The 13,496-nt window shown below is 71.7% G+C and carries 17 protein-coding genes; 6 read left to right on the top strand and 11 right to left on the bottom strand.

All coding sequences use genetic code 11. The features are described from left to right. Positions 1 to 51 precede the first annotated feature (51 nt). Positions 52 to 285 carry a hypothetical protein gene (locus tag KG111_RS15420; protein ID WP_205289663.1) on the top strand — a complete coding sequence of 78 codons (234 nt, stop codon included), beginning with the start codon at positions 52 to 54 and terminating at the stop codon, positions 283 to 285. Positions 286 to 370: 85 nt separating this feature from the next. Then, entirely contained in the window at positions 371 to 1,504 is a 1,134-nt protein-coding gene (locus tag KG111_RS15415) for a 3-ketosteroid-9-alpha-monooxygenase, oxygenase component (RefSeq protein ID WP_205289662.1), read from the top strand. A 113-nt stretch (positions 1,505 to 1,617) separates the two neighbouring features. Here KG111_RS15415 and KG111_RS15410 read toward each other — a convergent pair whose 3' ends face one another. Further along, on the bottom strand, positions 1,618 to 2,202 hold the full coding sequence (locus KG111_RS15410; RefSeq protein ID WP_205289661.1) for a TetR/AcrR family transcriptional regulator: 585 nt from the start codon (positions 2,200 to 2,202) through the stop codon (positions 1,618 to 1,620). 67 nt (positions 2,203 to 2,269) lie between these two features. Between KG111_RS15410 and KG111_RS15405 the strand changes: the two genes are divergently transcribed. Then, positions 2,270 to 3,061: an SDR family NAD(P)-dependent oxidoreductase gene (locus KG111_RS15405; protein WP_205289660.1), complete on the top strand. Its 792-nt coding sequence runs from the start codon at positions 2,270 to 2,272 to the stop codon at positions 3,059 to 3,061. A gap of 36 nt (positions 3,062 to 3,097) precedes the next feature. Here KG111_RS15405 and KG111_RS15400 read toward each other — a convergent pair whose 3' ends face one another. The 4 genes from KG111_RS15400 to KG111_RS15385 all read right to left on the bottom strand — a co-directional run bounded on the left by KG111_RS15400 (position 3,098) and on the right by KG111_RS15385 (position 6,925). Next, complete coding sequence (locus tag KG111_RS15400) at positions 3,098 to 3,862, bottom strand: IclR family transcriptional regulator (RefSeq protein ID WP_205289659.1); 765 nt, start codon at positions 3,860 to 3,862, stop codon at positions 3,098 to 3,100. Between the two features lie 166 nt (positions 3,863 to 4,028). Next, entirely contained in the window at positions 4,029 to 4,685 is a 657-nt protein-coding gene (locus KG111_RS15395; RefSeq protein ID WP_205289658.1) for an IclR family transcriptional regulator, read from the bottom strand. 126 nt (positions 4,686 to 4,811) lie between these two features. Next, entirely contained in the window at positions 4,812 to 5,723 is a 912-nt protein-coding gene (bphC, locus tag KG111_RS15390) for a biphenyl-2,3-diol 1,2-dioxygenase (RefSeq protein ID WP_205289657.1), read from the bottom strand. 29 nt (positions 5,724 to 5,752) lie between these two features. Further along, entirely contained in the window at positions 5,753 to 6,925 is a 1,173-nt protein-coding gene (locus KG111_RS15385; RefSeq protein ID WP_213450001.1) for an acyl-CoA dehydrogenase family protein, read from the bottom strand. 235 nt (positions 6,926 to 7,160) lie between these two features. Between KG111_RS15385 and KG111_RS15380 the strand changes: the two genes are divergently transcribed. Continuing rightward, positions 7,161 to 7,673, top strand: a complete 513-nt coding sequence (locus tag KG111_RS15380; protein ID WP_205289656.1) for a nuclear transport factor 2 family protein — start codon at positions 7,161 to 7,163, stop codon at positions 7,671 to 7,673. 68 nt (positions 7,674 to 7,741) lie between these two features. Here the strand turns inward: KG111_RS15380 and KG111_RS15375 are convergent, their stop codons facing one another. The 3 genes from KG111_RS15375 to KG111_RS15365 all read right to left on the bottom strand — a co-directional run bounded on the left by KG111_RS15375 (position 7,742) and on the right by KG111_RS15365 (position 10,002). Beyond that, a complete protein-coding gene (locus KG111_RS15375; RefSeq protein ID WP_205289655.1) occupies positions 7,742 to 8,902 on the bottom strand; it encodes an oxidoreductase in 1,161 nt (386 codons plus the stop codon). Continuing rightward, the gene (locus KG111_RS15370; protein ID WP_205289654.1) at positions 8,899 to 9,420 is read right to left on the bottom strand and encodes a nuclear transport factor 2 family protein; all 522 of its coding nucleotides are present in this window, start codon (positions 9,418 to 9,420) and stop codon (positions 8,899 to 8,901) included. The genes KG111_RS15375 and KG111_RS15370 overlap by 4 nt, the downstream gene beginning before the upstream one ends. An 84-nt stretch (positions 9,421 to 9,504) precedes the next feature. Beyond that, positions 9,505 to 10,002 carry a flavin reductase family protein gene (locus KG111_RS15365; RefSeq protein ID WP_205289653.1) on the bottom strand — a complete coding sequence of 166 codons (498 nt, stop codon included), beginning with the start codon at positions 10,000 to 10,002 and terminating at the stop codon, positions 9,505 to 9,507. Positions 10,003 to 10,168: 166 nt separating this feature from the next. Here KG111_RS15365 and KG111_RS15360 point away from each other — a divergent pair, with 166 nt between their 5' ends. Beyond that, positions 10,169 to 11,038 (top strand): alpha/beta fold hydrolase, encoded by an 870-nt coding sequence (locus KG111_RS15360; protein ID WP_205289652.1) that lies wholly within the window; start codon positions 10,169 to 10,171, stop codon positions 11,036 to 11,038. Then, the gene (locus KG111_RS15355) at positions 11,035 to 12,063 is read left to right on the top strand and encodes a ferredoxin--NADP reductase (RefSeq protein ID WP_205289651.1); all 1,029 of its coding nucleotides are present in this window, start codon (positions 11,035 to 11,037) and stop codon (positions 12,061 to 12,063) included. Before KG111_RS15360 ends, KG111_RS15355 begins: the two co-directional genes overlap by 4 nt. A 154-nt stretch (positions 12,064 to 12,217) precedes the next feature. On the opposite strand, the gene KG111_RS15350 is transcribed toward KG111_RS15355, so the two are convergent. The 3 genes from KG111_RS15350 to KG111_RS15340 form a co-directional block, all read right to left on the bottom strand. Beyond that, positions 12,218 to 12,511: a winged helix-turn-helix domain-containing protein gene (locus tag KG111_RS15350; protein WP_205289650.1), complete on the bottom strand. Its 294-nt coding sequence runs from the start codon at positions 12,509 to 12,511 to the stop codon at positions 12,218 to 12,220. Then, positions 12,508 to 13,038 (bottom strand): hypothetical protein, encoded by a 531-nt coding sequence (locus KG111_RS15345; RefSeq protein ID WP_205289649.1) that lies wholly within the window; start codon positions 13,036 to 13,038, stop codon positions 12,508 to 12,510. Before KG111_RS15345 ends, KG111_RS15350 begins: the two co-directional genes overlap by 4 nt. 138 nt (positions 13,039 to 13,176) lie before the next feature. Beyond that, positions 13,177 to 13,425 (bottom strand): DUF4287 domain-containing protein, encoded by a 249-nt coding sequence (locus KG111_RS15340; protein ID WP_205289648.1) that lies wholly within the window; start codon positions 13,423 to 13,425, stop codon positions 13,177 to 13,179. Positions 13,426 to 13,496: the final 71 nt, after the last annotated feature.

The raw sequence follows: 13,496 nt of genomic DNA, 5'->3' as shown, positions 1-13,496 counted from the left end.
AAGGGAACAGAGATCTTGCACTCGCTCGCCTGTCAGACCTGCGAGACCCGCGTGGACGTCGCGAAGTACAGCCCGGCGCACACCTCCGTGCAGTGGACGGCGGAGGCCGCCCGCACCTGCCGGGAGAAGGCGGAGCTCGCCCGCGCCGGCGGTGGCTACCTGCTGCGGTGCACCGCACTGGACGCCTCGATCGACGAGGCCGTCGCCCGGGGCGACATCGAGATGAGCCTGCGCAGCGACCCGTCGGTCATCCGGCTGCCCGGCGATCCCGCCCCGTCCCGCTGAGCCCCGCGCCGAGCACCTCGCCCAGCCCCCTTTGCCGAGCCGGTACGTCGGCCGGCCGCCCCACCCACACCCACTTGGAGAACGAATGACTATCGAGCAGGAGCGGATCGAGATCCGCGACATCGAGGCCGGGGACAACCCGACCCGTTTCGCCCGCGGCTGGCACTGCATCGGCCGCGCGGCCGACTTCCGCGACGGCAAGCCCCACCAGGTCAAGGCCTTCGGCACCCAGCTCGTGGTGTTCGCCGACTCCAAGGGCGAGCTGCACGTCCTGGACGCGTTCTGCCGGCACATGGGCGGCAACCTCGCCCGCGGCGAGATCAAGGGCGACACCATCGCCTGCCCGTTCCACGACTGGCGCTGGAACGGCCAGGGACGCTGCGAGGCCGTGCCCTACGCGCGTCGTACGCCGAAGCTCGCGCGCACCCGCACCTGGACCACGATGGTCCGCAACGGGATGCTCATGCTCTGGCACTGCCCCCAGGGCTCCCAGCCGCCGCCGGAGCTCGCGATCCCCGAGATCGAGGGCTACGAGGACGGCGAGTGGAGCGAGTGGACCTGGACGTCGATCCTGGTCGAGGGCTCGCACTGCCGCGAGATCGTCGACAACGTCGTGGACATGGCGCACTTCTTCTACGTGCACTACCAGATGCCCGAGTACTTCAAGAACGTCTTCGACGGCCACATGGCCGGCCAGCACATGCGCTCCTACGGTCGCGACGACATCAAGACCGGCGTGCAGATGGACCTGCCCGAGGCCCAGACGATCTCGGACGCCTACTACTACGGCCCGTCCTTCATGCTCGACACGATCTGGACCGTCGCCGACGGCACCACGGTCGAGTCGAAGCTGATCAACTGCCACTACCCGGTCACCAACAACTCCTTCGTGCTCCAGTTCGGCACGATCGTGAAGAAGATCGAGGGCATGAGCGACGAGCAGGCCGCCGAGATGGCGACCCTGTTCACCGACGGCCTCGAGGAGCAGTTCCAGCAGGACATCGAGATCTGGAAGCACAAGTCGCGCATCGAGAACCCCCTGCTCACCGAGGAGGACGGCCCGATCTACCAGCTGCGCCGCTGGTACTCGCAGTTCTACGTCGACCTCGAGGACGTCACCGAGGACATGACCGCGCGGTTCGAGTTCGAGGTGGACACCGAGCGCGCGCTGGAGAACTGGCACAAGGAGGTCGAGGAGAACCTCTCGAGCTCCTCGTGAGACCCGCCCGCCCCACCGTCACCGGGACACGACGGTGGGGCGGGTTCCTCGTCTCGGGCCCCGTGTCCTGTGCCCCGCGTCCTGTGCCCCGCGTCCGGTGTCTTGTGTCCTGCTCAGTCGCGGGCGCGCATGCCGTCGACGAAGACCGACGTCACGATCGCGGCCAGCTCGCGCACCGTGTGCTGCTCGCCGGGGGTGAACCAGCGCTCGGTGTGCCACAGCGCGTCGTAGATGAGCTCGTGGAAGATCCGCGGGTCGATGTCGGCGCGCAGCTCGCCGGAGGCCACCCCGTCGCGGATCGCCTCCTGCCAGGCGTGCGTCATCGTGTCCGCGAGCTCGGTGAGGTCGGCCTCGACCACGCGCTCGCGCATGTAGTCGCCCTCGCGTCGCCAGACCGCCGTGGCGCCCGGGTAGTCGACGTTGGTGGCCAGCACGATCTCGGTGAAGGCACGCATCCGCTCCAGCGGCGGCAGCTGCTTCGCCACCACTGCGCGGCACCGTCCGGCGAGGTCGGTGACGTACTCGCGGACGAGCTCGGTGACGATCGCCTCCTTCGACGGGAAGTAGTGGTAGAGCGCACCGGAGTGCACCCCGACCGCCTGGCCGATCTCCCGGATGGTGGTCGCCGAGACGCCCTTGCGAGCGAAGATCTCCGCCGACCGGTCGAGGATCAGCCGCCGCCGCTCGTTCGGGTCCATGACCTCATCCTCCCACACCCATTGATCGCTTGGTCAATGAATCCGATCGACCTGTCAGGAGATCCTCATGTCCACTGATCACGCCCGTGCGCCGTACGCGCCCGGCTTCCCGCTCGCCGAGCGCCGCGCGCTCGTCACCGGCGCCGGCCAGGGTATCGGCCGCGGCATCGCCCTCGCCCTGGCTGCCGCGGGCGCCCGGGTGGCGCTGGTGGGACGGACCGCCGAGACCCTCGCCGCGGTCGCGGCCGAGATCACCGAGCGCGGCGGGGAGGCGACCGTGCTGGTCGCCGACGTGAGCGACCCGGGTGCGGTGAGCGAGGTCGTGGCCGGCGTCGTCGAGCGCTTCGGTGGCCTCGACGTCCTGGTCAACAACGCCCAGACCCCCGCGCCCGGAGCGCTCCTGGAGGTGAGCGACGAGGCCTACCACGCGGCGATGGCCTCCGGGCCGACCGCGACCTGGCGGCTCATGCGCGCCGCGCACCCGCACCTGCGCGACGGCGGCACGGTGGTCAATCTCGGCTCGGCCGCGGGCATCACCTGGAACCCCTCGGGGACGGGCGCGTATGCGGCCGCCAAGGAGGCCGTGCGGGTGCTCACCCGTACGGCGGCGTGCGAGTGGGCCGGTGACGGCATCCGGGTCAACGCGGTCCTGCCGCTGGCCGACTCGGCGACCATGCAGGACTGGGCACGCTTCGACCCCGACGGTGCGCAGGCCTACCTGAGCACCGTCCCGATGCGGCGCCTCGGCGACCCGGAGACCGACATCGGGCCGGCCGTGGTGTTCCTGTGCAGCGACGCCGCGCGCTACATCACCGGGCACACCCTGGCCGTCGACGGCGGCCAGGCCCTCGTGCGCTGAACCGGGGTACGCCGAGCCGGGGCTGTTGGGCCTGGGTCAGCCGGCGTGCACCAGCCGCGCCACGGCGGACCGGTCCTCGCTCAGCGCCCGCCACGCCTGCTGCGCGGCACGGCGCACCGGCATGGCCAGGGCGACCTCGTCGAGCAGCTCGGTGGGACCCGACAGCGACAGCGCGCCGACGCAGAGCTGCTCGTCGCCGATGGGGGCCGCCAGGCAGGCGATGCCGGGGACGGACTGGTTCCGCTCGTGGGCGACGTGGCGCTGCCGGATCTGGGCGATCTCACGCCGCAGCGCGGGGGAGGGGCCGCCGGGGACCAGGGTCTCGAGGGTGCCGCCGACGCCGCGCTGGGTCGCGCCGGAGTGGGCGATGATCGCCTTGCCGAGCGCGGTGCGCAGGGCGGGCTGGCTGCCGCCGATCCGGGACGGCAGGGCGACGGTGCTGCGCCCCACCTTGTCGAGGTAGCGCACGTCGGTGCCGTCGAGCACCGCCAGGTGGGCCACCAGGCCGGTGCTCGCGTGCAGCTCCTGCAGGATCGGGTGAGCGGCGCGGTAGAGCGGGTCGTGCTGCTGGGCGCGACTGCCCCACTCGACCATCGTCCGGCTCAGGGCGTAGGTGCGTCCGTTGCGGGTGACCCAGCCGGAGGCGACGAGCTGGGAGAGGAGCCGGTGCACCGAGGAGCGGGGCAGGTCGGCGCCGTCGGCGAGCTGGGAGAGCGTCAGCTCGCGCCCCTCGCAGAACTGGTCCAGCAGTCCGGCCAGGCGGTTGATGACCGCGGGGGAGAAGTCGTCGCCGTTCCTCACGAGGCACCTCCGATCTCGGATTGATCGAGCGATCAATCAGCGTGTGATGAAGGTATCACTCCGTGTGGTGCGCATCAATCGGGGTCGAAACGTGTGTGCAACATGCGTGCGCACGAACGCGCCGCACGACGCAGAGGCGTCAGGCGGCGTACGGCGAAGCGGGCCGTCAGGAGGTGCGCAGGAGCTCCGCGGCGCCCTGGGCGGCGTGCGTGAGGGCGGCGGTGGAACCGGCGGGCATCTGCTCGCCCGGGTGCGTCAGGGACAGGGCGGCCCGCTCGCCCTGGCCGGCGTCGAAGGCCAGCGAGAGATGGCGGAAGGGCCGGCCTGCCGGGTCGTTCAGGTCGTGCTCGTGGACGGCGTACGTCGTCCCGGCGCGGTGGGCGAGCAGGGCCGCGCCCCAGGGGCCCTCGCCGGCGGGCAGGCGCTGGCCGACGTAGGTGCCGAGCGACTCGGCCCAGCGGCCGCCGACCTTCTCCAGGCACAGCAGCTCGTCCTCGACGAGGACGGTGAGGTGGACGGCGGCGCCGGTGTGGCGGTGCAGCTGGTGCACGGCGCCGATGCAGGCGCGGTGGATGCGGTCGTGGCGCTGGGCCAGCGAGCCGAGCTCCATGAGCTTGTGGCCGAGGTGGTACGTCGTGCCGCGGCGGTGCAGCCAGCCGACCTCGACCAGCTGCAGCAGCATCCGGTGGGTCGAGGAGCGGGGCAGCCCGGCGGCGCGGGCCAGGTCGGTGAGGGTGAGGCCGTCGGCCTCACGGAAGGGCTCCATCAGGAGCAGGGCGCGACCCATGACGGACTGCGGACGGTTGTCGTCGGTGACGGTCATGAGATCTCCCGAGAGGTACTGATTGATCGAACAATCAATGAGTGAGCCTAAATGAGACCCGGGACCGCCGCATGTGGGGTTTGCGACGGTCCCGGGAGCAGGTGGGGCGAGCCGGAGGTGCGGGACTCAGCCCTCGGCGGGGATGAACGCCTTCAGCGGCTCCGAGCCGGTCTGGTCGTGCCCCCAGTAGGCGTCGGCGGTGATCTCCTCGGCGGTGTAGTACCGCTCGTCGACGAGCATCCCCTCCGTGCCGAACTCGAGGTCCCAGCCGCCGGGGGCGCGCACGTAGAACGAGATCATCTTGTCGTTCGTGTGCCGGCCCAGCGTCGAGGAGATCGAGAACGCCTGCTTGTTGACCCGGTCCAGGGCCTGGCCGACGGCGTCGAGGGTGTCGACCTCCGTCATCAGGTGGACCATGCCCGGCTCGGTGTTCGGCGGCGCCGGGCACAGCGCGAGGCTGTGGTGGCGCTGGTTGATGCCCAGGAACCGCACCCGGGCCAGCCCGTCGGCGTCCAGGCGGATCGAGCCGCGCGGCAGGAAGCCCAGCACCTGGGTGTAGAAGTCGTAGGACTCCTCGAACACGTGGGTGGGGAGCACCACGTGGCCGAGCCCGTGCGGGCCGGTGACCCAGCGCCCGCCGTACGGCGTCACGACCGGGCTGTGGTCCAGGACGGGGCCGAAGAAGACCTCGAGCCGGGTGCCGGCGGGGTCGTTGAAGGCGATGACGGCCTCGGCGTCCAGCGCGTTCGCCTCGGCGCGGCTGAGCACCTCGACCTCGCGGCCGGACTTCTCCACCGCCTCGCGGACGCGGGCCAGCGCGAACTCGTCGCGCACCTCCCAGCCCACGGCCAGCGCCTTGTCGCAGTCACCGGGCAGCACCTGGATCCGCGAGCGGCGCTCGTCGACCCGGGCGTAGAGGGCCTCGGGGTTCGGCCCGGAGCCGACGGCCATGCCCAGGCCGTCGATCAGCAGCTCGCGCCAGCGGGCCACGTCCTGCGACTGGACCCGCAGGTAGCCGAGGCTACGCAGTTCGGTCATGTTGGTTCGTCCCTCTCTCGGTGTTTCTCTCAGATCATCGAGCGGTAGATGCCCTCGGGCTCCCCGCCGAGCTGGGCCAGGGCGGCCGAGTGGTAGGTGATGCCGGGGACCTGGATCGCGTGCGTCAGGCCCACGTGCGCGTCGCGCCAGAACCGGCCGATGACGCCGTCGGCCTTCATCGCCGCACCACCGGAACGGGTGAAGACCTCGTCCATGGCACGCACCGCGCGCCACCCCGCCGCGATCTGCGTACGACGGCCTGCGGCGCGCTCCTCGAAGGTGACCTCGACGCGGCGCTCGGTCTTGTCCCAGAACCGGTCCACGGTCTCCAGCAGCGCGGCGCGCGAGGCCGCGATCTCGGCGGCGGCGTCGCTGATCGCGAACAGGACGTAGGGGTCCTCCTTGATCGGCACGCCGGTGACCTGCACCCGCTCCTTCTGCGCGGCGACGTAGCAGGCGAGCAGGCCCTCGGTCATGCCGATGATCGCGGAGGTGATGCCCAGCGGGAACAGGCAGGAGAACGGGAAGCGGTAGAGCGTCTCGTCGCGCCCGGCCTGGCGCCAGGCGTCGCCGCCGAGGACGAGGTCTGCGGAGAGGGTGCGGTGCGTGGGCACGAAGGCGTCCTTGACGATGAGGTCCTTCGAGCCGGTGCCGCGCAGGCCGAGCATGTCCCAGGAGTCGGCGTCGATCTCGTAGTCGGAGCGGGGCAGCACGACGTGGAGCACCTCGTTGGTGCGGTTGCCGTCCTTGTCACCGACGGCGGCGCCGATCATCACCCAGCCGCAGTGGTCGGTGCCGGAGGAGAACGACCAGCGGCCGTTGAGGAGGTAGCCGCCGTCGACGGGCACCGCGACGCCCATCGGGGCGTACGGCGAGGCCATCCACATGTCGGGGTCCTCGCCCCAGATCTCGTCCTGGGCCTTGCGGTCGAAGAACGCCAGCTCCCAGGGGTGGACGCCGACGATGCCGGCCACCCAGCCCGCGGCGCCGTCCAGCTTGGCCAGCTCCATCGTGGTCTCCGCGGCCTCGCGCGGGTGGGCCTCCAGGCCGCCGTACTCCTTGGGCTGGAACATCCGCACGATGCCGGAGTCGCGCAGGGTCTTGGCGGTGGTGTCGGGCAGGCGCATCAGCGCCTCGCCTTCGGCGGCGGCGGCGCGGATCTCCTCCGCGTGCTCCATGATGCTGTCCAGAACGTGGCCCACTGAGGTGACCTTCCTACGAAGTGCGGTCTGCGTCGGGAGCGGGCGGTGTCCGAGATGACCGCCTCGGGCTCTGTGCGCAGAGGTTGCGAACGGGCGAGGTGGCCATACGTTCGCAGTGGCGTGGGCCACTTCCGAGCCCGTTCCCGTTGAACGGAAGAACCGCTTCCGCTCGGTTGCCGGCGGGGGTAGGAACGACCCGATCGCGCCCGGCCGGGGCGCGCAGGAGGAGGACACGATGGCCGACCGGACGAACCACGACGCGGCGGCGACCGTCACCGCCCAGCTCGCCGCGCTGACCCAGCGGGTGCGCGCGCTGGAGGACGTGGAGGCGGTCCGCGAGGTGGTCACCGCCTACGGCCCGGCGGTGGACGCGGGCGACGCCGAGGCCGTGGGCCGGCTCTGGACGGACGACGCCGTCTACGACCTGGACCTGAAGGTGTTCACCGGGCGCGAGGAGATCGTCGAGATGGTGCGTACGGCGCCGCACCAGGACTACCTGGCCGAAGGCTGCGGGCACCTGCTGGACCCGGTGCACGTGCGCGTCGACGGCGACGAGGCCGTCGCCACGTGCCACTCCATGCTGCTGCGGCGCAGCAGCGACGAGGACTCGTTCTGGGTGTGGCGGGTCAGCGCGAACCGGTTCGAGCTCGTCCGCTCCGAGGGCGGCTGGCTGATCCGTCGTCGTACCGCCCGGGTGCTCGACGGCCGTGCGTCCGCGCGCGAGCTGCTGGGCCGGGTCCGCAGCTGACCTCCGTCTCCCAAGAGAATTCGTCGAGATCTCAAAGGATCTGGACGAATTCGCTTGGGAGGCGGTGCTCAGGTCAGCGTCGCCTCGTGCACCGAGCGGTCGAACTCGGGCAGCGGGCCGCCGGTGCGCAGCGTGTGGGCCAGCGTGGGGTCGGCCAGGTGCAGCCGGCCGACGGAGACCAGGTCGAACTCACCGGCCGCCAGCCGCCGCTCGACCTCGCCGAGGTTGTCGTGCGCGGCCGCGGCGCCGGCGGCACGGCTCTCCCGCATCGGCGCGCCGAGACCGACGCTGCCCACCGCCGAGGACATCTTGCCGGTGACCTTCTTGGCCCAGCCCGCCAGCGACAGGTCGCTGCCGGGGAACGCCGGCTCGTCGAAGCGCCGGGCGCTGGCGTCGAAGATGTCGACGCCGGCCTCGGCCAGGGCGCCGAGCACGACCTCCAGCTCGTCGGGGGTCTGCGCGATCCGTGCGGTGTAGTCCTGCTGCTTGTGCTGGGAGAACCGGAAGAAGATCGGCAGGTCCGGCCCGACCTCCGCGCGGATCGCCGCGACCACCTCGGCCGGGAACCGGGTGCGGGCCCGAAGGTCGCCGCCCCAGCGGTCGGTGCGGGTGTTGGTGTCGGCCCACAGGAAGGCGTCCAGCAGGTAGCCGTGCCCGCCGTGCAGCGCGATGCCGTCGAAGCCGGCGTCGGCGGCGTTGCGGGCGGCGCGCACGTACGCCGTACGCACCTCGTCCAGGTCGGCCTCCGTCATCGCCCGCGTCGGTGCCGCCGAGCGCTCGACGTAGGCGGCCGGGTACGACGTGACACCCGGCGTGCCCCAGCGGCCCGAGGGCCGCATCGGCACCAGGGCGGGGTCCACCTCACACATGGCGCCCCACAGCGGGCCGACGTGCCACAGCTGGGGCACGATCCGCCCGCCCGCGGCGTGCACGGCGTCGACCACCGCACGCCAGCCGGCGAGCGCCTGCGCGCCGTACATGTGGGGGACGCGGGGCTCGTCGACGGCGGTGGGGTGCTCGATCGCGACGCCCTCGGTGACCACCAGGCCGGTGCCGCCCGCGGCGCGGCGGGCGTAGTAGGCCGCGACGTCCTCGCCGGGCACGCCACCGGGCGAGGCCGAGCGCGTCATCGGCGACATCACCAGCCGGTTGGCCAGGCTCAGGGAGCGGACCTGCAGCGGGCGGAACAGGGAGTCGATCACCCGGTCGGCCGGGGGCGCGGTGCTCACAGGACCTCGGAGAAGCGGAAGAAGTCGGCCGGGGCGTCCACGCGCAGCCGGGTCAAGGAGCGGTAGCTGATCAGCCAGCGGCCGTCCTCGCGGCGGTACTCCTCGTGGTAGTGCCCGTAGCCGTGCAGGTGGTACTCGCCGTCCTCATCCGACCACCACAGGTGGTCCTCCATCGCCCACACACCGCGCGCGGTGGTGGCGGAGGTGAGCTCGATCTCCGGGGTGTGCCCGTGGTGGACCGACGTCACCGGGATCGGTCCGTCGAGGAACCGGCGGATGGTCTCGGCCAGAGCCTCGTTGCCCACCACGCGGTTCGACTCCGCGTCCGTGCGGGGCTGCTTGTCGAGGGGCAGCCCGCCCCACGTCTCGCTGACCACGTCGGCGGTGTGCAGCCCGGCGTACAGGTGCCACTGCTTGGTGTCCATCACCCGCAACCGGGCGGCGAAGACGCGCTTGATCTCCTCGAGCGCGAGCAGGGCGTCGACGGGGTCGAGGCCTGCGGGCAGAGCGGTCGGCAAAAGAACTCCTCTGGTGGACTCCGGTGGAGTCTGGCGAACGGGGGGAAGCGGTGGCGGGGGAGGGGCGTCGGGGACGGCCGCGCGCTAGGGGACGGGCACCGGCAGGTCGATGCCGAACCGGCCGCTGAAGAACACCATCGGCCTGGTGTCGCGGAGCTGCTCGAGCTCCACGACGCGACCGATGACGACGTCGTGGTCGCCGGCGACGTGCACGGTCTCGACCTCGGCGTGCACCCGCACCAGCACGTCGTCCAGCGACGGCGTGCCCCAGCGCGACATCGAGTAGTCGAGGCCGTCGAACTTCAGGCCGCCGCGACGGCCGAAGCGGTGGCACAGGTCGTCCTGGTCCTCGGCGAGGACGTTGACGGTGAACCGGCCGCTGCGCCGGATGCGCGGCCAGGACCGTCCGCCGTGGTCGGCGCAGAAGAGCACCAGTGGCGGGTCCAGTGACACGGAGGCGAAGGACTGGCAGGCAAAACCCACGGGACCGTCGTCGTCGGTGCCGGTGATGACGGTGACGCCGCTGGCGAACCGGCCCAGCGCGCTCCTCATCTCGGCCTGGGAGATCGTCTGAACGGACATCGTGCCGGCCTCCGGTGGTGCTCGTGGAACGGGGTGTGGGGGGAGCGTAGGTGCGGCGTCGGCGCCGGCCCGGCGGGCTTCCACCTCAGTGGAACCACCGCGCGCACTCTTCTCGTTGGGCGGGAACGCGGGTGAGCCGGTCCCGCGCGCGCGACAACCTGGGGTCATGACGACTGACGTGAGCCACGAGGCCACCCGCCGGGAGGTGGCGACCGAGCTCGGGACCCTGCGCTACCACGAGGCCGGCCACGGCGAGCCGCTGCTGCTGCTGCACGGTTCCGGCCCGGGTGTGACCGGCTGGCAGAACTACCGCGGCGTCCTCGCCGAGCTCGCGCAGCACCGGCGCTGCCTGGTGCTGGAGTTCCCCGGCTTCGGGGTCAGCGACCCGGTCGAGGGACACCCGATGGTGATGGCCGAGTCTGCGGTCGGGGTCTTCCTCGACGCCCTCGGGCTGGGTGCGGTCGACATCATCGGCAACTCGATGGGCGGCATCGTCGCGGCGAAGGTGGCGATCGCCGAGCCGCAGCGGGTACGACGCCTCGTCACCGTCGGTGGCATCGGCCGCAACGTCTTCTCCCCGAACCCCAGCGAGGGCATCAAGCTGCTGATGGAGTTCACCGACGAGCCCAGCCGCGAGCGGCTCGTGCGCTGGCTGCACGCGATGGTGCACGACCCGGCGCTGGTGACCGAGGAGCTCATCGAGGAGCGCTGGCGCCTGGCCACCGACCCGAAGACGCTCGAGATCGCCCGGCGGATGTACAGCACCAAGGCGTTCGCCGCCACGATCGCGGCCAACGCGATGGGCGACGCCGTGCCCTACTGGGCGCAGCTGCACAAGCTGCAGGCACCGACCCTGGTCACCTGGGGCCGCGACGACCGGGTCTCGCCCGTCGACTCCGCGCTCCTGGCGATGCGCGACCTGCCCGACGGCGAGCTGCACGTCTTCCCCCGCTGCGGGCACTGGACGATGATCGAGGCCCGCGAGGCCTGGCTGCCGACCGTCATCGGCTTCCTCACCCGCGAGGACGCGCGATGAGCCGCGGCCTGGCGCTGCGGGTGGTCGAGGTCCTCGACGAGACCGCCGACGCCCGCTCCCTGGTGTTCGAGGTGCCGCCCGAGCAGGGCGCGACGTTCGACTACCTGCCCGGGCAGTTCCTCACCCTCAAGGTGCCCAGCGAGCGCACCGGGTCCGTGGCGCGCTGCTACTCGATGGCCAGCTCGCCGTACGTCGACGCGCGGCTGAAGGTCACCGTGAAGCGCACCGCCGACGGCTACGCCTCGAACTGGCTGTGCGACCACGTCGCCGCCGGGGACGAGCTGGAGGTGCTGGCGCCGGCCGGCGTCTTCACCCCGCCCGACCTCGACGAGGACCTGGTCCTGCTGGCCGCCGGCAGCGGCGTCACCCCGGTGATCTCGATCCTGAAGTCGGTGCTGGCCAAGGGCACCGGCCGCGTCGCGCTCGTCTACGCCAACCGCGACGAGACGTCGGTGATCTTCGGCGCCGAGCTGCGCGACCTGGTCGCCGAGCACCCCGACCGGCTCACCGTGGTGCACTGGCTGGAGAGCGTGCAGGGCCTGCCCCGCGCCGACCTGCTGGCCCCGCTGCTGGCGCCGTACGACGACCGGCGGCTGTTCACCTGCGGCCCGGCGCCGTTCATGGACGCCGTGCGCGAGGCGGCGCGGAGCGTCGGCATGCCCCGCGACCGGGTGCACGCCGAGGTCTTCACCTCGCTGTCCGGCGACCCGTTCGCCGCGGACGAGCCGGCGCCGGTGGAGGTCGCCGACGCCGACGCGCCGCAGGTGGCCGTGGAGATCGACGGCGCCGAGCACCAGCTGCGCTGGCCGCGCGCGACCAGCCTCGTCGACGTACTGCTCTCGGCGGGGGTGCGGGTGCCGTTCTCGTGCCGCGAGGGCGAGTGCGGCTCGTGTGCCGCCACCCTGACCCGCGGCGAGGTCGACCTCGGCAACGCCGGCGTCCTCGACCCCGAGGACATCGCCGACGGCATCATCCTCACCTGCCAGGCCAGACCGCTCAGCGACGAGCTGCGCGTCGAGTTCTGAACCGTCGATTCCCGAACCGTCTCCCAAGCGTTTTCGTCGAGATTCGGCCGAAAACCGACAAGAACGCTTGGGAAGCGGAGAGCGCCCGCCCTTCAACGACGAAGGGCGGGCGTTGCTCTGCTCCGGCCCTCACCCTGCCCGTCTCCCGGCCGAGTCAGGTGCCGATCATCGCGCGCAGTGCTGCGACGTGTCCGCGATAGGCCCGACGACCGCTCTTCGTGAACGCGACCCACGTGCGCGTACGCCGCTCGACCAGTCCCTTGGAGACCTTGACGTAGCCGGCGTCCTCCAAGGCCTTGACCTGCTTGCTCAGGACGGAGTCGGAGACCCCGAGGCTGTCGCGCAGCAGCGCGAACTCGGCCTGGTCGACCGTGTCGAGCACGGCACAGATCTGCAGCCGGTGCGGTGCGTGGACGAGGGTGTCGAACCGTGCCTCGGGCGCACTCACGGCGTCTCCTCGACCGTGTCCTCCGCCGACCCCTCCGCCGCCCCCTCCGCCGACCCCTCCGCCGACCGCTCAGCCGACTCCTCCGGGGTCAGGCTGCGGACCCACGCGGCGTCCCAGCGCGGCCCGACGACCGGCACGACCAGGAGGATCACGAGGGCGCCGACGACGCTGGCGACGAGGTTCTGGGTGATCATGGCCGAGGTCAGCGCCGCGAGCATGACGCCGATGATCAGCCAGGCCATCCAGGCGCCCTTCTCGCGCAGCGTGGCCATGGTCCAGGTGCCCGTGTGACGGGAGTAGGACCGGATGGCCCAGCCCAGGGGGATGAGCGCGATGAGGGTCACGAAGAACCTGGTGCGGCTGTCCAAGGGCTGCGCGAGGCAGAGGATCGCCCCGGCGGCGGCGACCTTCGTGTAGTAGTGCGGCGGGCTCCCCACGCGTGCCGCGACCTCGTGGCGCGTGGCGGCGATCGTCTCGAGGGCGCGGGCCGCCTCGGCCGCTTCGACGTCGTGACGCTTCTCGTCCATGGAGCTCTCCTCTGAGGGGTCCGCAGGTGCGGACGACTTTCCGGTGTGGAAAGTAGACCATGGACTTTCCAGGATGGAAAGCGTTTTCCGTACAGGAAACTGCATCATTTCCCGGTGAGGCGGTGGGGAGGGAGGGGATCAGCCGGCGAGCTGGGCCTTCACGTAGGCCACGATCGCGTTGGCGTGACCGTGCCCCAGCCCGTGGCTGTCCTTCAACCACGCCACGACCTCCATGTGGGGGTGCTGGTCGAGGCGGTCGGCGGCCAGGTCGAGCCATGCCTGCACGGGGCGTCCGTAGGTCTTCTCGATGCTCGGGAAGTACGACGCCGGTCCCTTCGGCTTCTCCCCGTCGGCGACGACGGGAGCCGGCACGCGGTGTTCGCTCATGGGCTCACTGTAGCGACGGCAAGCCCCCTCTCCAGGAACGACGAAGGCCCGCCACCGCGAGTGCGGTGACG

Source organism: Nocardioides faecalis, from assembly GCF_018388425.1.
GTDB lineage: Bacteria > Actinomycetota > Actinomycetes > Propionibacteriales > Nocardioidaceae > Nocardioides > Nocardioides faecalis.
Note: the sequence above shows the minus strand (reverse complement) of the source record. Positions and strands in the feature narration are given on the sequence as shown.